Consider the following 19806-nt stretch of genomic DNA (forward strand, 5'->3'; position numbering starts at 1 on the left):
TGTCGCTCAAGATCCTGAAATACTACGCGCTCAACTGTTTCAAATAACTACAAAAACTTAAGTGTTAGCATTTCAGCGTCTATTAATTAATGAAGAGTGATCGTGCGTCCGCCATTCGTGGCCGCGCGATATAAAACCTTTGATACCGGGTGAAGTACTGATGAGCACGATCCATGATCAAGCAATGAATTATGTCTACCAGCAAGTTTTGCAACGCCTGCTGAGTTTTTTTTCCCGAGCCGAGCGCACGGCTTTGCAACTATTGATACAGCGACTGGCGGTGGCTGCCGGCGGTATGGACCGCATCGGCGAATTCAAGGTCATGGTGACTCAATCCGGCACACGTGACTGTTGCTACAGCCTGGCCCTGTTGCGTGCGGCGCAATTGAGCATCGCAGGACGCGCTCCGGCCACTTTCCAGTTGCGTGTCGCCACCCTGCGCTGGAGCGGCGCACCGACGTCGGCGCTGCACAACATGCATCGTAGCTTCGGCGCACTGTTCCTGTATGACGATCCAAGGGTGGAGCTACTGATGGTGGATCATCGCGAGGTTCTGCCCTTCAACCATGAGGTTTGCGTCAGCGAAGAAGGGCGCGAGTCCGGTCGCCTCAACCTGCTGATGCTGGGGCATCGTCGCACATGGAATGAGAGCCTGGCATTGTGGGATGAGTTGTACCTGAGCACAGCCGAGTTCTACGGTCAGGTTGCACGTTGGGGCAATGGTGTCGATGCGTTGATAGCCAGTGACAGCGTGTACCAGCAGGAGCAATTCATCGCAGGCCTGGATCGGGCGGCGCGCAAGGCAAGCATCGGCGCGTTGCCACGAACGGCCGGTGGATTCGCCGATTTGTTCCGTCTGCTCGACAACATGGGCGGCGATTATTACCGCGAACTCTACCCCGAAAAGGAACTGACTCAGTGGCGGCCGCTTGGCGAGTTTGAAGCCTGTCGGCGAACCAGCTACATCGGCATCGACGATATGGTCGTTGGCAAGATGGAGGAGCGATGGCCGTTGCTCAGCGATTTCCTGGGCTTTCAGGCCGACGAGCTGATGTTCGAACCACGCCCCGGTGAATGTGCCGATCCTTTGGTCGGCGCTTATCTGAGCGGGCTGCAGGCCAGCTACGTAGAAGGTCGCAACTACGAGGTCGGTGTCACGGAATACCTGCAGCAGTGCCTGGCAACGATGCGTCGCAAAGGTACCCCCGAGCAGCTTTGTGACCGTTTCCTTTCGACATTCGGCAATCTGTCCAACCTCACCGAGCAGCGCGCGCACGCTACCTCTTCCCTGCAGCGGAACTTTGGCCTCAGTGAGGCGCAATTGATATGCCTGATATTTGCCCCTTTCATCGATGGAGCCGCTGGTCTTGAGCGGTTTTTGCGCACCTGCCACCCCGGCATGCTGGTCGCGATGCCGGAGTTGCACCGGGCGATGCAGGGACTGCACGCTCCGGAGCAGGTTCTGCAATGGATGACCGATGTCAGTGGACTGCCCGTAAGACTGATCAACCGATTGTATGCAATGGATGGCATCCGGATGGACGAACAGGCAGCGAGTACCGCTGAAGTATCAGGTCATGAGACTTCACATGTTGACCGCAAGGCGGAAGGCTGAGTGTGAACGTATTGCCCGGACAAGGAAAAATGCCTGCGGACCCTGGCTCATGAGTGCATCACGAGAATCGGGTTTCGCCTATCAGGCTGTCTATCGTTATCTGACTCAGTTGATCGATGAACCAGGCAATCAAGGAGCGATCAGGTTGCCGTCACTAAGGCAGTTGTCCGAGCGACTGAACGTGTCCATCTCGACCATTCAGTACGCTTATGCCTTGCTGGAGAAGGAAGGCCGGGTCTACTCCGTAGCCAAATCAGGTTATTTTGCACAAGCAACGCCATCGTTCATGCCGCCGGGAGGTGGCAACGATCTGCTGGAAACGGTCTGCGTAAGTGCCAGGTGCAACGGCATGCGCGTATTGAGCGGTGATGACCCGGCGGCGGCCCAGCCTCTGGACAGCCCGTTGTTGATGGTGGAGCGAGAACTGTTGCGTCAGTATCCACGGTATCTGCAGACAGCCGCGCAGCCTTGCGGCGAGCTGGAACTGCGCACGCTTCTGGCTGCCCGCTATACCGCCTCGGCGACACATTGCTGGCATCCCGAAGACGTCTACATCGGCGCCGACTTGCGGGGGGTGCTGGAAATCCTGATTGCAGTTCTTGAACTGCGACATGCAACGGTGCTGATCGAATCCCCCTGCAACTGGGCGGTCCTGCGTCTGCTTCAGTCTTTTGACGTACAAGTCATTGAACTGCCACTGCAGCCTGATGGCACATTTGATACAGAGCAACTTGAAACACTGCTCAAGATCGAACCTGTTCGGCTGATCCTGTTGTCTTCCAGATTGAGCATGCCCCACGGCAGCCGTTTTCCTCAGGACAACCGGCATGCTGTCGCGCAGTTGCTCATCGGTCATGGCATCTGGGTACTGGAAAACGACTGTCATGGCGAGTTGCTGGACGATGCTGGAGGTCAACCTCTGCGCGAGTTGCTGGATCCCGACCGCTTGTTGGTGTTTTCCAGCTTCGAAAAACACATTGGTGTCGAAGCCCCCTATGGTTTTGTGCTGTCACGCCAATGGCGCAATGCTCTGCAGCGTCACTTCCTGCTGCGTTCGTTCCGGCTCTCGCCGATCCGCCAGAAAGCCATTGCGCGTCTCTATGCCAGCGGTCGAGTCGATCAGCATCTGGTGATACTGAAACGACTGCTCAGGGAGCGGCGTTCGCAATGGGTGCAGCTCATTCGCGAGCGCCTGGGCGATGTGCTGGATGTCGTCGAGCCACAGGGCGGCGCAACGATCTGGTTGCAATCCCGGCATGCGGTAGCGATGGACGCCGTGTTTCAACGGCTGCTGAAACAAAACGTATTGATTGCACCTGGGGAGTTGTTCAGTATCCAGGGCCTGCATGCGCAGAACCTGCGTCTCGGCGTGATCGGCGGGGACGAGGAGGCGTTGTTAATACTTGTCGGACTGCTCGGGGATGCGTTACGACTGGCTCCGCGCACGAATTCACCCAAACACTCGGTTTGTACCGGATAGCCCCCATCGCACTCTGGTCAAACTGCCAGTAAACTCCGCTGTAATTTCCTGAACCACTCTATTTCAGAGGTTTTGCATGACACTCAGTCCTTTTGCGGGCAAACCGGCACCGGCAGAACTGTTGGTCGACATCCCGCGACTGGTTACGGCGTATTACACCGGTCAACCCGACGCCTCGGTTTCCACCCAGCGCGTGGCGTTCGGCACCTCCGGGCACCGGGGCAGTTCCTTTGATTTGAGTTTCAACGAGTGGCACGTTCTGGCTATCAGCCAGGCGATCTGCCTGTATCGCGAAGCCCAGGGCATCACCGGGCCGCTGTTCGTCGGCATCGACACCCATGCGTTGTCGACCCCGGCCGGGGCGAGCGCCCTGGAAGTGCTGGCGGCCAACGGCGTGACCGTGATGATCGCCGAAGGCGACGAATACACCCCGACACCGGCCGTGTCCCACGCCATTCTTTGCTACAACCGTGGTCGCACCACGGGCCTTGCCGACGGCATCGTGATTACCCCGTCGCACAATCCGCCTCAAAGCGGCGGCTACAAGTACAACCCAACCAACGGCGGCCCGGCCGACACCCACATCACCAAGTGGATCGAAGCCAAGGCCAACGAACTGCTGGCCAACAAACTGGCCGGCGTCAAACGCATCAGCTACGAGCAGGCGCTCAAGGCCGAAACCACCCACCGTCACGACTACGTCAACACATACGTCGCTGACCTGATCAACGTCATCGATTTCGATGCCATCCGCGGTGCCAAACTGCGCCTGGGCGTCGATCCGCTGGGCGGAGCAGGGGTGCGCTACTGGTCGGCGATTGCCGAGCACTATCGTCTGGACCTGGACGTGGTGAACAAGGAAGTCGATTCGACGTTCCGCTTCATGACCGTCGACTGGGACGGGCAGATCCGCATGGACCCATCGTCCAGCCATGCCATGCAAGGTCTGATCGGCCTGAAAGAACGCTTTGACGTGGCCTTCGCCTGCGACCCGGATCATGACCGTCACGGTATCGTCACGCCGTCCGGTGGCCTGCTGGCACCGAACAACTACCTGGCGGTGTCGATCGACTACCTGTTCCAGAACCGTCCGCAATGGCGTGCCGACGCGGCCGTGGGTAAAACCGTGGTCAGCAGCGGTCTGATCGATCGCGTGGCCAAGCGTCTGGGCCGTCGCCTGTACGAAGTGCCGGTCGGCTTCAAATGGTTTGCCGATGGTCTGTTCGACGGCTCACTGGGTTTTGGCGGCGAAGAAAGCGCCGGCGCCTCGTTCCTGCGCAAGGACGGCGGTGTCTGGAGCACCGACAAGGACGGTCTGATTCCGGCCCTGTTGGCTGCTGAAATGACTGCCCGTACCGGCCGCGACCCAAGTCAGGCCTACCGCGCGCTGACCGACGAACTGGGCGAACCGTTCTCGGTGCGTGTCGACGCCAAGGCCAATCCTGAGCAGAAAGCCCTGCTGAGCAAGCTGTCGCCGGAACAGGTCACCTCGACCGAACTGGCGGGCGAGAAGATCGAGAGTATCCTCAGCAAGGCGCCGGGCAACGATCAGGCCATTGGCGGTCTGAAAGTAATGACCGAAAACGGCTGGTTTGCTGCACGTCCGTCGGGCACCGAAGACATCTACAAAATCTACGCCGAAAGCTTCATCGGCGACGACCACCTCAAGCAACTGGTGGCTGAAGCGCAAACACTGGTAGACGGTGCGATCAGCATCCAGTAAATCCAGGCAACGGAAAAGGGCGACCCTGAGGCCGCCCTTTTTTGTACCCGCGATTCGCCGATCAGGCCAGATCCACCAACACGATTTCACTGTCTTCCAGCGCAGTGACGGTCAACACCTGTTCATCGGCCACCGCCACACCGTCTCGAGCTTGTGCGCGCAAGCCGTTGACTTCAATGACACCCGTAGCGGGAACCAGATACGCCCGACGTCCGGCATCGAGACGGTATTCAGCGGTTTCCCCGGCCTTGATATTGGCCGCCACCAAACGTGCGTCGGCGCGGATGCGCAGGCTTTGATCGTCACCGTCCTTGCCGCTGGCGAGGGTCACGAAACCTTCGCGGTTGCCTTTCGGGAACGGTTTGGCGCCCCAGGACGGCGGTGCGCCGGTTTCGGTCGGCAGAATCCAGATCTGGAAGATCTTGGTGTCCGTGGCTTCCAGGTTGTATTCGCTGTGGGCGATTCCGGTGCCGGCGCTCATGACCTGCACGTCGCCAGCCTCGGTGCGGCCCTTGTTGCCCAGGTTGTCCTGGTGGCTGATCGCACCTTCACGCACGTACGTGATGATTTCCATGTCGCGGTGCGGGTGAGTAGGGAAGCCCGTGCCGGCGGCAATGATGTCGTCGTTCCACACGCGCAGGTTGCCCCAGCTCATGCGTTGCGGATCGTAGTACTCGGCGAACGAAAAATGGTGATGGGCATCCAACCAGCCGTGATGGGCGCCGCCCAGCGAGCTGAAGGGTCTGAGTTCAAGCATGATCGTCTCCTCAAAAGGTTCGTCATGGGGCGCGATGCCTGAGCCACGAAGCGAGACCGGTGATTGATGGCAGCCATCATCTATCAGTCAACCATCGAGAAAAAGCGTAAAAACTGCGGCATTCCAATCGAATCGGTTGATATGAAAAAGGCTCGAAACCGTCTCATCCCACCTTCAATTCATCGCCTAAACCAATGACCTGTAAGCATTTCGCTAGAACAAAAAAGCAAATGCAGACACCATAGCTCTCAACAGCCTCACATCCGGAGTCCGTCAGCGTGGCGCAACACACCCCCGATCTTCCTCCCGAACTTCGTCCCTTGGCCGAGATGCCCTGGTTCAAACGCCTGGCGGCGCGTTTCCTTGGTCACGGTCTGACGCAACTGCGCGCCCAGCACCGGGCTTCGTGGTTGCACGGCCAGGCCGACGGCTTTCGCAGCGGGCATACCGCCGGCGTGGATTACGGGTACAAGGAAGGCAAGGCTGACGGCCTGGAAGAGGGTCGTCAGGTTTTGTTGATCCGCGACAGTCGCAATACCGAGCATCGCCCGCCGGGTATCGATAATCACTTGTTCGACGACTGGCGTCTGCCGCTCAGCGCAGAACTGAAGAAGCGCATGAAAGCCGATGTCGCGCGCCTGCTGCCAGCCCACGCCCAGCCAAGCGTGGCGCAATGGAAAATGATTTTCAGCGATACCCCGTCAACCTCGGTGATTGCCGGCGCCGGAGCCGGCAAGTCCACCACGCTGGTGCTGCGGATCCTGCTGCTGACTCACTACCTGGGCTTCGAGCTCGATTCGATGACCGTGGTGACCTTCACCCGCGAGTCGCGCAAGGACTTCATCAACAAACTGATCGAACTGTTCGCATTGTGGGGCCGGGCACTGAGTCAGAAAGACGCGCGGGATCTGGTGCGCACCTTCCACTCGCGGATCTTGCCGATGGTTCGCAGCCTGCCGGGGTTCGAGCGCTTGCAGGCATTCGAAAACCTCAGCCACCGCGCGCCGGGTGCGGATGAAGACGTCGACAGCAATCCGTTCGATCTGCGCATCAACGACGCGCAGCGCCAGCAGCTCAACGCCTGTTACCACCGTCTCTACAAAGAAGACCCGCGCTTTGCGCAACTGATCCAGCCGCTGTCCCGGCACGCCTTGCAGCTCAAGGAGCTGGAACGCGATCACCCGGACGTGCAAAAGCGCGTCGCTGTAACGGAGCTGGCGGCTCGCCGCGATGAAGAGCTGTGCGACATGATCGAGGACATGTGGCTCCGCGCCGGTGCCTGGCCGATCAAGGGTATCGAACCGAGTCGCCAGGCATTCGAAATCAATGGCGCATCTTTCCATGGCCACGGCTACATTCCGAGCCTGGACGCCTGGGTGGTATTGGGTTTCGACCCTCGGGAAAACCCGCAGGTCTGCCGTCCCAACGCCAAGCTGACGGTGCGTGCAGAGTGGGCAGTCAAGCGCACCTTGTTTCAAGCTTTCTGTCGTAAGCCACTGATTTGGCTGGATAGTTACGAATCGTCAAAACGTTTATTGGCCACGCTGGCAGGCGATGTCAGCGCCGGTCCCGGCTTCGATTACAAGGTCAAGGGCGAGCTGGCTTCCGCGCCGTTGCTCGACTGTTTTGTCGCCGCCGCCGGCTTCATCGAAAATCTGGGGCTGGATGTGCCGGACGCTGTTGGCCGCATGAGTTTCGCCAAGGATGATCCGGACCGGTTTTTCTTCGAGGCTTTAAGTCTGTTCTGGCGCGCGCTGGAAGATCATCTGCTGGATCAGAAGCCGCCGGTCATGACCTACAACCGCATGTTTGCACTGTTCAGCGAGCACTCACCGGAAAACTTCAAACTGCTCAGTGATGAGCTGTTGCGGCCGATGTCGCACCTGATGATCGATGAGTTTCAGGACGTTTCACCGCAGATCGTCTCGTGGATTCGCGCCAGCCTCTCGGAAATCCGCAGTCGCGGCCCCGCGATGCACGTTGGACGAGGCGCACAGCGATCGTCGCTGCTTTGCGTAGGCGATGACTGGCAATCGATCTACGGCTGGCGCGGCAGTTCGCCGAGCTACTTCATGGAATTCAACAAGGAATTCCCGTCGCCGAGTACGACCCGGGTGATGCTCAGCGATAACTATCGCAGCCATCAGCACATCATCGACGCGGCGGAACACATCGTCCGGGCAGCGCCGGCGATCCCGGGCAAGAAGGCCAAGGCCAGCGGCGAGGAGAGGCCGTTGCAGCCAGTCAACGTGCTGGAGCGCGACGATCAGGCACTCGGCCAGCGCCTGTCGGAACACTATCGAAACGGCGATTCGATCCTGATGCTCTATCGAAAAAGCAGCGATAAGTTATTGATAGAACAGCATATTCAGCATGTAGTTAATGTGGATTCGAGCTTGCCTTATGAGTCCCGTCGCCTGAAACAGCTGACCTATCACAGTGCCAAAGGTCTGCAGGCCGACGCGGTGTTCCTGCTGGGCGATTGCCAGCACCTGACCAGTTCGCCATACAAGAATCAGGTGTATCGCATGGCCGGACTGGGCAAGGCCGGCGACAGCGAGCCTTATGACAGTGCGCAAAAAGACGAAATCCTGCGCCTGGCCTACGTCGGCATCACTCGCGCAGTCAGCCATTGCTACTGGTACGTCGAGCCGCAAGACACCCAGGCAGTCAATATGCCTCGAGCTTCCGACCGGGTTGCCAAAGGCAAACCGTTCTTCGTCGATCATCGTCCGGAAAAGAAAACGGCCTGAATCCAATGCCCATGAAAAAGCCCGCACAAAGCGGGCTTTTTATTTTAAATCAGCTAGTTACGCATAACTCTTGAGGGATTCAGGAGGAATGAATGCCTCCAGCTCGTCCTCAACGGCTTCGATTATTCGCTCCACATCCGCCGCGTTCATCACTGTGGCACAGGGGATGCCGGCGATCGCGATCAGGGTTTCGCCGCTGGCCCGATCGAACAGACGCGCGACCAGACTGCCCGGCGCATCCATGGTCGCCTCGAAACCCATGGGATGAAAATGCCAGCGCATCAGCTGGCAGGCATTGGGAAACGTGACCTTGCTTGACCCTTTATTCATGTGTTGCCCGCCTTCTTCATCGAGCGCTTCCGTTCGCTCATGGTAGGTGGGAAGAGCCGTCATTGGCCCAACCGTTGATTGCCTTTAAAAGTAGCATCTGGATGTGAAGTTCCCGTGAGAATTTTCAGTCGATTTAGCGATTGCCGAGATTTTTTTGATGTAAGTCACTGTCCATCGCGACCTTCGGCAAAGTGCTATCACTGTCGGTTGTTGAAGCAACACCAGAAGTTGGGCAAGCTCGATTCTTTTTCCATGAGTCTCTTATGCACGCCGACGATGACGGCCCGGAACAGAGCCGGGCCACGGCCGAAACGGTCATGCGCTATCACCTGTGCTGGAAACACCGGGACCTGGATGGCGTGATGGCGCTGTACCACCCGGACATCCAGTACAACGATTTCTTCCAGAATCGTGTGCTCGGCCTCGACGAGTTGCGCGAGTACGTCCGGGTCAGCATGCCGCGCGAGTCCGACGAAGCGCTGGAGCATTGCGACCGCATCCGTATCGACGGCAACACCGCCTTCATTCAATACGAAGTGACGTTGCGCGGCGGTAACGGCCTGGTGTCGTTTCGCTCCAGTGAAGCGATCACGGTCAAGGAAGGACAGATCTGGCGGGTCAACGAATATGCTTCGCTGGTGCGCGAACAGGCCGATAGCTTGACGGCAACCCGCCAGCGACCGGCGACGAGTCGCCTGGGCCTGTCGCCCCGTCAGCTGAGTTTCATGGCCGATGACTTGCAACAATACTTCCAGCGTCAGCAACCTTATCTCGATCCGGAGCTCGATCTGCAACGGGTGGCGAAGGAGTGCGGGTACAGCCGTAACCAGATTTCCTACCTGTTGAATCAGGTGCTGGGGCAAAGCTTCTACCGCTACGTCAATCAGGCGCGCCTGCAACATCTGTTGCAGTCGCTGGATAACGCCACGTCGCCGTTGCGCATCGATGAACTGGCCTTCGCCGCCGGGTTCAATTCGCTGTCGGCTTTCTATAGCTGCTTTCGCCAGCACACTGGCCAGTCGCCCAAGGCCTATGCGAAGCAAATTTCTTTGCGGACACGCGCGCAAGACAATCCCTGAGTTCTGCCTCTAGGATCGACGCCATCGAAACCTGGATTGGCGGAGTCTTGCATGCCGGCGTGGCGCACTATCAGTTTGTGGATGGATCAACTCGACGAGCCGCTGACCGCGCGCCCGTCGCTTGCGCAGGACCTGGACGTCGACGTGGCGATCATCGGCGCCGGTTATACCGGGCTGTGGACTGCGTACTACCTGAAGCAACAGGCGCCGAGCCTTAACATCGCGATCATCGAAGCGCAAACCGCCGGGTTCGGCGCTTCCGGTCGCAATGGCGGCTGGTTGATGGGCAATCTGCTGGGTGAGGATCGCCTGCTGGCGGGCCTGTCCGCACAACAACGTCGCGCTTCGTTCGATCTGTTGCACAGCATTCCTGATGAAGTAGAAGTCGTCCTCGAACGCGAAGGCATCGACTGTGATTACCGCAAAGGCGGGGTGCTGTACTGCGCCGCGCGCTATCCCGAGCAGGAAGTCAGTCTTCGCGACTACCTGAAAAAACTCCACGCCCAGGGACTGACCGACGACGATTACCGCTGGCTAAGCCCGGAGCAACTGGCGCAGCAGTTGCGCATCGCCAAACCCTACGGGGGCATCTTCGCCCCGCATGTGGCGACCATTCACCCGGCGAAACTGGTGCGCGGCCTGGCGCGAACCGTCGAAAGCATGGGGGTGAAGATTTACGAAAACAGCCCGGTGACCCATTGGCAGGCCGGCAGCCTGCGTACCGACAAGGCCGGCGTGCGTAGCCGCTGGATTGTCCCGGCCATCGAAGGTTATTCCGTCACGCTGCCACCGCTGGGGCGTTATCAATTACCGGTGCAGAGCCTGATCGTCGCCACCGAGCCGTTGTCCGCCGCGACCTGGGACACAATCGGCCTCAGTCGAGGCCAGGCTTTCAGCGAATTCAGCCGTCAGGTCACTTACGGCCAGCGCAGCGCCGACAACCGGCTGATTTTCGGCGCCCGTGGCGGTTATCAGTTCGCCGGCAAGCTGCGCCACAACTTCGACCTGACCCGCGATGAAGTCGAGCTGCGCCGCTACCTGTTCGGCGAATTGTTCCCGCAACTGAAAAACGTCCAGATCACCCACGCCTGGGGCGGGAATCTCGGCATGTCCCGGCATTTCAAACCGCACATGCTCTGTGACCGGGCCAACGGCATCGCGCTGTCCGGCGGCTATGGCGGGGAGGGTGTCGGCGCTTCCAATCTGGGTGGGCGCACGCTTGCGGATCTGATTCTCGAGCGCAACACCGAGCTGACGCATCAGCCGTGGGTGCTGCCCGACGGCGGGATCCACGCGCTGCGGGCCTGGGAGCCGGAACCGTGCCGCTGGCTCGGCTACAACGCGATCATCAAGAGCTTCGTCCACGAAGACCAGACCCTGGCTAACCCGGCGACCGCGCCCTGGCGGCGCAAGCTTGCCAGCCAGGTCGCCGGGTTCATGGAAGGTTTCATGCACTAAACGTTTGTTTACTACGAGACAGGTAACGCCATGAGCATCACCCAATTCAAGAACACCGCCACGTTGCAACTGGATGAGTCCAACCCGGTGGCCGTGCCGCTCGGCACGCCGGTGGCGATTGCCTCGACCACCAGCGTCGAGCGCGACGACGGCGTCGAAACCGGCGTCTGGGAATGCACCCCCGGTCGCTGGCGCCGGCAGATCACCGCTCAGGAGTTCTGCCATTTCATTTCCGGTCGCTGCACGTTCACCCCGGACGACGGCGGCGAAACCCTGCACATACAAGGTGGCGACGCACTGATGTTGCCGGCCAATACGCTCGGAATCTGGGACATCGAAGAAACCGTGCGCAAGACCTATGTCCTGATTTTCTGACGTTTTGATCCTTTTGATTGCCTGCCAACAACAATAGCCAATACAGGAATCGATCCATGATCCGAAAGACCCTCGCGCTCGCACCCTTGATGCTCGCCGTCTCCTTCGCTCAGGCGGCGGATACGGTCAAGGTTTACAACTGGTCCGACTACATCGCGCCGGACACCGCCAAGAACTTCGAAAAGGCCAGCGGCATCGGCGTCACCTATGACGTCTACGACAGCAACGAAACCCTCGACGGCAAGCTGATGACCGGCAAATCCGGTTACGACGTGGTGTTTCCCTCCAACCACTTCATGGCGCGGCAGATCGAGGGCGGGGCACTGAAGAAACTCGACAAGAGCCAGTTGCCGAACTGGAAGAACCTCAACCCGGTATTGCTCAAGGCCTTGCAGACCAACGATCCGGGTAACGAACACGGTTTTCCGTACCTGTGGGGCAGCACTGGCATCGGCTACAACGTCGCCAAGGTCAAGGCCGTGCTGGGTGACAACGCGCCGGTGGATTCCTGGGATCTGATCTTCAAACCCGAATACATGGAAAAACTGCAGAAGTGCGGCGTGGCCATCCTCGACAACGGCCCGGAACTGCTGCCGGCGGCGCTCAACTACCTGGGTTTGCCGCATCACAGCAAGAACCCCGAGGACTACAAGAAAGCTGAAGCACTGCTGATGAAAGTGCGGCCGTACGTCAGCTATTTCCATTCCTCGAAGTACACCAGCGATCTGGCCAATGGCGACATTTGCGTGGCCGTCGGTTTCTCCGGCGACATCCTGCAAGCGGAAAACCGCGCCAAAGAAGCGAAGAACGGCATCGACATCGGCTACGAGATTCCCAAGGAAGGCGCCGCCATCTGGTTCGACATGGTCGCCATGCCGGCCGACGCGCCGGACGAGAAGGCCGGCTACGCGTTCATGAACTACCTGCTGCAGCCCGACGTGATGGCCGGCATCAGCAACTACGTGCATTACGCCAATGGCAACGAACAGGCTGACAGCCTGATCGACCCGGCGATCAAGAACGACACCAAGGTGTATCCGAGCCCGGAAATGATGGGCAAGCTGTTCGCACTGGAAGCGATGCCGCTGAACATCGACCGGATCCGCACGCGGGTGTGGAACAAGATTCGTACTGGCAGCTGAAGAAAAACAGGCGAGGGCGGCACCACAGCCTTCGCCTGATTATGTTCTGTCGGAATTACTTGATATCAATACACTGGCATCGCACTGATAAAGTGCAGCAAAGTGAGACGTTGCTAACAAAAAACAACTTACCGATATTTAATATTTAAATAAGAAATCGTCAGACAATTAGGCAGGCTCACCAAACTTACAACATTCTTTCGGCGGCACGCGCTTTGTTTACGGGAGTTTCCCGGAACAGTTCAATTTGATCTCGAAAAAACGCTAGACGACAGATTTCAAATTGTGTCAGGTTTCTTACGCCTTCATTGGGCGAGTGATAGGACAATCTCGCCAGAGGTTGTCGCTATCGGACAAAAACTGTTCCATTGCTAAACAAGGAAGTGTGTTTATGTCGAAAGTAAAAGCTAATGCTGTTGATACCGCCGAGCAGGCTTTCCAGCTGAACGCGGCTCCCCTGGCTGCGTCGAGCTCGGCGTTCAACCAGATCAACAGCTTCAGCCATCAGTACGATCGTGGCGGCAACCTCACGGTCAATGGCAAACCCTCCTTTTCCGTCGACCAGGCCGCCACCCAGTTGCTGCGCGACGGCGCTGCCTACCAGGACAAGGATGGCAGCGGCAAGATCGAACTCACCTACACGTTCCTGACTTCGGCATCGTCCAGCACGATGTACAAACACGGGATCAGCGGGTTCAGTCAGTTCAGTACCCAACAAAAAGCCCAGGCCGTGCTCGCCATGCAATCCTGGGCCGATGTGGCCAATGTGACCTTCACCGAGAAAGCCTCGGGCGGTGACGGCCACATGACCTTCGGCAACTACAGCGGCGGCCAGGACGGCGCGGCAGCGTTCGCTTATCTGCCAGGCACCGGCGCCGGTTACGACGGCACGTCGTGGTACCTGATCAACAGTGGCTACACGCAAAACAAAAACCCGGATCTGAACAACTACGGTCGTCAGACCCTGACCCACGAAATCGGCCACACCCTTGGCCTGGCGCACCCGGGCGACTACAACGCCGGCAACGGCAACCCGACCTACAACGACGCCACCTACGGGCAAGACACCCGCGGCTACAGCGTCATGAGCTACTGGAGCGAAAGCAACACCAGTCAGAACTTCAGCAAGGGTGGCGTGGAAGCTTATTCCTCCGGCCCGCTGATGGATGACATCGCGGCGATCCAGAAGCTCTACGGCGCCAACCTGACCACCCGTACCGGTGACACCACCTACGGCTTCAACTCCAACGCCGGTCGCGATTTCCTCAGCGCCTCGTCGTCGGCCGACAAGCTGGTGTTCTCGGTATGGGATGCGGGCGGCAAGGACACCTTCGACTTCTCGGGTTTCACCCAGAACCAGAAGATCAACCTCAATGAAGCCTCGTTCTCCGACGTTGGCGGCCTGGTGGGCAACGTGTCCATCGCCAAGGGCGTCACCATCGAGAACGCCATCGGCGGTTCGGGCAACGACCTGCTGATCGGCAACAGCGCGGCCAACGAGCTCAAGGGCGGTGCCGGCAACGACATCATCTGGGGCGCAGGCGGTGCTGACAAGCTGTGGGGCGGCGCGGGTTCGGACACCTTTGTGTTCGCGGCCAGCTCCGACTCCAAACCGGGTGCGATCGATCAGATCCTCGATTTCGTCAGCGGTCTGGACAAAATCGACCTGACCGGCATCACCAACGGTGCAGGCCTGCACTTCGTCAGTGCCTTCACCGGCGCAGCGGGTGACGCGGTTCTGACGTCATCGGGCGGCAACAGCCTGTTGTCGGTGGACTTCTCCGGACACGGCGTGGCTGATTTCCAGGTCAGCACCGTTGGCCAGGCAGCCACCAGCGACATCGTGGCGTGATGTAACACGGGAAGCGGCGCGTGATGCGCCGCTTTCTTCACTTGCATCGCCATGGCCGGTAAGCAAGGCTACGTGCCGGAGTGAAATTTCCTATGATCCAATTCGCTATTACCCGCAAAGCGGCGGCGTATCTGTTGCCGATGCTGATGATGATTTCTGGAGAAACAACCATGGCAAGCAGCCTCAGACTCGAAGACCCATCGGTATTTGCCGGGCAGTGGCAGGCGACCCTGAGCGCCCGCAGTGACAGCCCCGAAGCGCAAGCCCTGCAAGACAAGCCGTCGAACACCTGCCAGATCGACCTCGAGGCGAACCAGACCTTGGGCAAGGGCGCCGATTGCCTGAGCGCGTGGTTGCAGGACGCCGCCATCGGCTGGTTTCCCGATCCGGACGGTCTGTCGATCACCGGCAAGGAAGGCTCAAGAATCCAGTTTTTCAGCCGACAACGTGACGGGCTTTATCTGAGCACTTTGAAGTCGGGCCTGGTGATTACACTCAAGCGTTCCTCGCAGCAGCCGTAATGACCGGAACCGACTGACCGTTTAAATATAAAGCGCCCCGTTACAGTTATAAGCGACAGTGCAATAACTTGCAGTCCGGTTTTAATCGCCGAAGTTGTTGTTGAAGTGTAAGTAGGTACTGGCGGTGGATGTCCCGCACGCCATGCGGACAATTAATTGAATTCTCGCCAAGCAGGGCGGGAAATATCATTTCAGGAATAATCAATGAAGATGGCGAAGGCCCCAGCCACCGCTCCCTTATTCAAGGCATTAGGTGACTATAAAAGCATTCTGATCAGCGTCGGATGCTTTACCGCACTGATTAACGTGCTGATGCTGGTGCCCTCCATATATATGCTTCAGGTCTACGACCGGGTGCTGTCTTCGCAAAACGAAACCACCCTGGCGATGCTGTCGCTGATGGTCGTCGGTTTCTTCGCCTTCATTGGTCTGCTGGAGGTGGTGCGCAGCTTTATCGTGATCCGCATCGGCAGCCAGCTCGAGCGCCGTTTCAATCTGCGGGTCTATCAGGCGGCGTTCGAGCGCAACCTGTTCAAGGGCGAGGGTAACGCCGGGCAGTCCCTGGGTGACCTGACCCACATTCGCCAATTCGTCACCGGGCCTGCGCTGTTCGCATTCTTCGATGCACCGTGGTTTCCGGTTTATCTGTTCGTGATTTACCTGTTCAACGTCTGGCTCGGCGTGCTGGCCACGGCGGGAGCGCTGCTGCTGATCGCGCTGGCATGCCTGAACGAATACATGACCAAGAAGCCACTGGGCGAAGCCGCCGGCTTCTCGCAGAAATCCAGCCAATTGGCCACCAGCCACCTGCACAACGCCGAAACCATTCAAGCCATGGGCATGCTCGGCGCCTTGCGCAAGCGTTGGTTCCAGGTGCATTCGCGCTTTCTCGGCCTGCAAAATCAGGCCAGCGACACCGGCGCGGTGATCAGCTCGCTGAGCAAGACCCTGCGTCTATGCCTGCAATCGTTGGTGTTGGGCCTCGGCGCACTGCTGGTGATCAAGGGCGACATGACCGCCGGGATGATGATCGCCGGCTCCATCCTGATGGGCCGGGTGCTGAGCCCGATCGATCAGTTGATTGCCGTGTGGAAGCAGTGGAGCGGGGCGAAGCTGGCTTACCGTCGCCTCGATGCGTTGCTGCAAGCCTTCCCGCCGAGCGATGACGCCATGGCGCTGCCGGCGCCGAAAGGCCAGATCACCTTTGAACAAGTCAGCGCCGGCCCTCCGGGTCAGCGTGCCGCGACCTTGCATATGGTCAACTTCAACCTGGCGGCCGGTGAAGTGCTCGGCGTGCTCGGAGCTTCCGGCTCCGGCAAATCGACCCTGGCACGTGTGTTGGTCGGCGTATGGCCGGCCCTTGGCGGCACGGTGCGTCTGGACGGCGCCGACATCCACCGTTGGAACCGCGATCAGCTCGGCCCGTACATCGGCTACCTGCCGCAGGACATCGAACTGTTCAGCGGCAGCATCGCCGAGAACATCGCCCGCTTCAGTGAAGCCGATCCGCAAAAGGTCGTGGCTGCCGCGCAACAGGCCGGCGTGCACGAACTGATCCTGCGCATGCCGCAAGGCTACGACACGCAATTGGGCGAGGACGGCAGCGGTTTGTCCGGCGGCCAGAAACAGCGCGTGGCACTGGCCCGTGCGTTGTACGGCAACCCGAGCCTGGTGGTGCTGGATGAACCTAACTCCAACCTCGACACCGTCGGCGAAGCCGCGCTGTCCAGCGCGATCGTGCAGCTCAAGGCCCAAGGCACGACTGTAGTGCTGGTGACCCACCGTTCTTCGGTGCTGGCCCAGGCCGACAAGCTGCTGGTGCTCAACGACGGTCGCCTGCAAGCCTTCGGCCCGAGCCACGATGTGCTCAAGGCACTGTCCGGCAATCAGCCCGGCAACCAGCCACAACAAAATGAAAAACCTGCGCAAGCACCGGCCGGGCTCAGCATGAGCCGCCAGTATCAGCCGACGACAAGGAATTCGGGTGTATGAGCAGCGCGAGCATGAACACGCAAAACGAAGCCACGATGGAAAACGACTACATCACCGAACGCCCGGAGCGCGATGCGAAGTTCTTCGCCCGCATGGGCTGGATTCTGGCGCTGGTCGGTGCCGGCAGTTTCTTTACCTGGGCGGCATTGGCGCCGCTGGATCAAGGCATTCCGGTGCAAGGCACGGTGGTGGTGTCGGGCAAGCGCAAGGCCGTGCAGTCGATGAGCAGCGGCGTGGTCAGCCGGATTCTGGTGCGCGAAGGCGAAATCGTGAAGCAGGGCCAGCCGCTGTTCCGCCTCGACCAGACTCAGGTCGCCGCCGACGTGCAGTCGTTGCAGGCGCAATACCGCATGGCCTGGGCCAGCCTGGCGCGCTGGCAGGCCGAGCGTGACAACCTCAAGCAAGTGACCTTTCCGGCAGAACTGAGCGATAACGCCGATCCGCGCCTGGCGCTGGTGCTGGAAGGCCAGCGGCAACTGTTCAGCAGCCGCCGTGAAGCGTTTTCCCGCGAGCAGGCCGCCCTGCGTGCCAGCATCGAAGGTGCCACTGCGCAACTGGCGGGCATGCGCCGCGCCCGTACTGACCTCAACGCGCAGGCCGACTCGCTGCAACAGCAGTTGAGCAATCTGCAACCGCTGGCCGACAACGGCTACATCCCGCGCAACCGCTTGATGGAATACCAGCGTCAGCTGTCGCAGGTTCAGCAGCAACTGGCCGAGAACACGGGCGAAAGTGGCCGGGTAGAGCAGGGCATTCTCGAGTCCCGCCTGAAGCTGCAACAGCACGGCGAGGAGTACCAGAAGGAAGTCCGCACTCAACTGGCCGACGCGCAACTGAAAAGCGTCACGCTGTCGGAGCAACTCACCTCCGCCGGTTTCGACCTGCAACACAGCGAAATCCTTGCCACCGCCGACGGCGTGGCAGTCAACCTCGGCGTACACACCGAAGGCGCCGTGGTGCGTCAGGGCGAAACCCTGCTGGAAATCGTCCCGCAAGGCACGCGCCTGGAAGTCGAAGGCCACCTGCCGATCAACCTGATCGACAAGGTCGGCACGCACTTGCCGGTCGACATCCTGTTCACCGCCTTCAACCAGAGCAAGACGCCACGGGTGCCCGGCGAAGTCAGCCTGATTTCCGCCGACCAGATGGTCGACGAGAAAACCGGCGTGCCGTACTACGTGTTGCGCAGCAGCGTCAGCGATCAGGCCATGGAAAAGCTCAATGGCCTGGTGATCAAACCCGGCATGCCGGCGGAAATGTTCGTGCGCACTGGCGAACGTTCACTCCTCAACTACCTGTTCAAGCCGCTGCTCGACCGCGCCGGTTCCGCGTTGACCGAAGAATAAGGATGTTCGGCTGTATGAATAAGCTTTCCATGCTGGCTGCAGCGCTCGCGCTGCTTGCGGGCAACAGTGCAGTGGCGGCCATGGGGCCGTTCGAGATCTACGAACAGGCGTTGCGCAATGACCCGGTGTTCCTCGGCGCGATCAAGGAGCGCGACGCCGGCCTTGAAAACCGCGCCATCGGCCGCGCCGGCCTGTTGCCGAAACTGGGTTACAACTACAACAAGGGTCGCAACTCGTCGAAGGCCACGTCCCTCGACGAACGCGCGCGCAATCGCACCGATGAGCGTAATTACAACAGCTACGGCTCGAGCCTGACCCTGCAACAACCGTTGCTCGACTACGAAGCCTACGCGGCCTATCGCAAGGGCGTGGCCCAGTCACTGTTTGCCGACGAAAACTTTCGCGGCAAGAGCCAGGAGCTTCTGGTTCGAGTACTGGATAACTACACCAAGGCCTTGTTTGCCCAGGATCAGATCGACATCGCGCAGGCCAAGAAGAAAGCGTACGAGCAGCAGTTCCAGCAGAACGAGCACATGTTCAAGCAGGGCGAGGGTACTCGTACGGACATCCTTGAAGCCGAGTCGCGTTACGAACTGGCGACCGCCGAGGAAATCGAGGCCCGCGACGAGCAGGATGCCGCGCTACGGGAGCTGGGCGCATTGGTAGGCGTGCCGGCGATGGACATCAGTGACCTGGCCCCGTTGGATCAGAACTTCCAGACCTTTGCCTTGATGCCGGCCAACTACGACACCTGGCACGAGCTGGCGGTCAGCAATAACCCGAACCTTGCGTCCCAGCGTCAGGCGGTTGAAGTGGCGCGGTACGAAGTCGAGCGCAACCGCGCCGGGCACCTGCCGAAAGTCAGCGCTTACGCCACGATGCGCCAGAACGAGTCGGAAAGCGGCAACACCTACAACCAGCGTTACGAAACCAACACCATCGGTTTCGAAGTCAGCGTGCCGTTGTATGCCGGTGGCGGCGTGTCGGCTTCGACCCGTCAGGCCAGCCGCACCATGGAACAGGCCGAATACGAACTGGACGGCAAGACCCGCGAGACGCTGATCGAATTGCGCCGGCAGTTCAGTGCGTGCCTGTCCGGGGTCAATAAATTGCGCGCCTATCAAAAGGCCCTGGCCTCGGCCGAAGCGCTGGTGGTGTCGACCAAACAGAGCATTCTCGGCGGCGAGCGCACCAACCTCGACGCCCTGAACGCCGAACAACAGCTGTTTACCACCCGCCGTGATCTGGCCCAGGCCCGCTACGACTACCTTATGGCTTGGACCAAATTGCATTACTACGCGGGCACCTTGAGCGAACAGGATTTGGCGCGGGTGGATGAGGCGTTCGGACAGGGTCCACGGATGCAATAACACCGTAGCTTCA

15 protein-coding genes are annotated in these 19806 nt (G+C 59.5%); 13 read left to right on the plus strand and 2 right to left on the minus strand.

Translation table 11 applies throughout. The annotated features are described in order from the left end of the window. Positions 1–160 precede the first annotated feature (160 nt). From QRN46_RS15785 to pgm, 3 genes are all read left to right on the plus strand, one after another. A complete protein-coding gene (locus QRN46_RS15785; protein ID WP_011334081.1) occupies positions 161–1615 on the plus strand; it encodes a hypothetical protein in 1455 nt (484 codons plus the stop codon). Between the two features lie 49 nt (positions 1616–1664). After that, positions 1665–3095: an aminotransferase-like domain-containing protein gene (locus QRN46_RS15790; RefSeq protein WP_285355775.1), complete on the plus strand. Its 1431-nt coding sequence runs from the start codon at positions 1665–1667 to the stop codon at positions 3093–3095. Between the two features lie 76 nt (positions 3096–3171). Then, positions 3172–4818: a phosphoglucomutase (alpha-D-glucose-1,6-bisphosphate-dependent) gene (gene pgm / locus QRN46_RS15795; RefSeq protein ID WP_285355776.1), complete on the plus strand. Its 1647-nt coding sequence runs from the start codon at positions 3172–3174 to the stop codon at positions 4816–4818. Between the two features lie 61 nt (positions 4819–4879). Here pgm and QRN46_RS15800 read toward each other — a convergent pair whose 3' ends face one another. Then, positions 4880–5575, minus strand: coding sequence for a pirin family protein (locus QRN46_RS15800; RefSeq protein WP_011334084.1), 696 nt, complete (start codon positions 5573–5575; stop codon positions 4880–4882). A 278-nt stretch (positions 5576–5853) separates the two neighbouring features. Between QRN46_RS15800 and QRN46_RS15805 the strand changes: the two genes are divergently transcribed. Continuing rightward, positions 5854–8328: a UvrD-helicase domain-containing protein gene (locus tag QRN46_RS15805; RefSeq protein ID WP_201818654.1), complete on the plus strand. Its 2475-nt coding sequence runs from the start codon at positions 5854–5856 to the stop codon at positions 8326–8328. 57 nt (positions 8329–8385) lie between these two features. Here the strand turns inward: QRN46_RS15805 and QRN46_RS15810 are convergent, their stop codons facing one another. Then, positions 8386–8658, minus strand: a complete 273-nt coding sequence (locus QRN46_RS15810; RefSeq protein WP_011334086.1) for a DUF1652 domain-containing protein — start codon at positions 8656–8658, stop codon at positions 8386–8388. 263 nt (positions 8659–8921) lie between these two features. Between QRN46_RS15810 and QRN46_RS15815 the strand changes: the two genes are divergently transcribed. The 9 genes from QRN46_RS15815 (at position 8922) to QRN46_RS15855 (ending at position 19793) form a co-directional block, all read left to right on the plus strand. Beyond that, positions 8922–9737, plus strand: a complete 816-nt coding sequence (locus QRN46_RS15815; protein ID WP_285355778.1) for a helix-turn-helix domain-containing protein — start codon at positions 8922–8924, stop codon at positions 9735–9737. Positions 9738–9788: 51 nt separating this feature from the next. Next, the gene (locus QRN46_RS15820) at positions 9789–11195 is read left to right on the plus strand and encodes an NAD(P)/FAD-dependent oxidoreductase (protein WP_285355780.1); all 1407 of its coding nucleotides are present in this window, start codon (positions 9789–9791) and stop codon (positions 11193–11195) included. A gap of 30 nt (positions 11196–11225) precedes the next feature. Next, positions 11226–11570, plus strand: coding sequence for a cupin domain-containing protein (locus QRN46_RS15825; protein WP_011334089.1), 345 nt, complete (start codon positions 11226–11228; stop codon positions 11568–11570). A 56-nt stretch (positions 11571–11626) separates the two neighbouring features. Further along, complete coding sequence (locus tag QRN46_RS15830; protein WP_011334090.1) at positions 11627–12712, plus strand: polyamine ABC transporter substrate-binding protein; 1086 nt, start codon at positions 11627–11629, stop codon at positions 12710–12712. Positions 12713–13103: 391 nt separating this feature from the next. Beyond that, positions 13104–14564 carry a serralysin family metalloprotease gene (locus QRN46_RS15835; protein WP_011334091.1) on the plus strand — a complete coding sequence of 487 codons (1461 nt, stop codon included), beginning with the start codon at positions 13104–13106 and terminating at the stop codon, positions 14562–14564. 92 nt (positions 14565–14656) lie between these two features. After that, a complete protein-coding gene (locus QRN46_RS15840; protein ID WP_181457859.1) occupies positions 14657–15085 on the plus strand; it encodes an AprI/Inh family metalloprotease inhibitor in 429 nt (142 codons plus the stop codon). A 204-nt stretch (positions 15086–15289) separates the two neighbouring features. Continuing rightward, the gene (locus QRN46_RS15845) at positions 15290–17077 is read left to right on the plus strand and encodes a type I secretion system permease/ATPase (RefSeq protein ID WP_011334093.1); all 1788 of its coding nucleotides are present in this window, start codon (positions 15290–15292) and stop codon (positions 17075–17077) included. Next, positions 17074–18423, plus strand: coding sequence for an HlyD family type I secretion periplasmic adaptor subunit (locus QRN46_RS15850; protein WP_011334094.1), 1350 nt, complete (start codon positions 17074–17076; stop codon positions 18421–18423). The genes QRN46_RS15845 and QRN46_RS15850 overlap by 4 nt, the downstream gene beginning before the upstream one ends. Before the next feature lie 2 nt (positions 18424–18425). After that, positions 18426–19793, plus strand: coding sequence for a TolC family outer membrane protein (locus QRN46_RS15855; protein WP_041475268.1), 1368 nt, complete (start codon positions 18426–18428; stop codon positions 19791–19793). Positions 19794–19806: the final 13 nt, after the last annotated feature.

Source organism: Pseudomonas sp. lyk4-R2A-10 (assembly GCF_030209075.1).
Lineage (GTDB): Bacteria > Pseudomonadota > Gammaproteobacteria > Pseudomonadales > Pseudomonadaceae > Aquipseudomonas > Aquipseudomonas glycinae.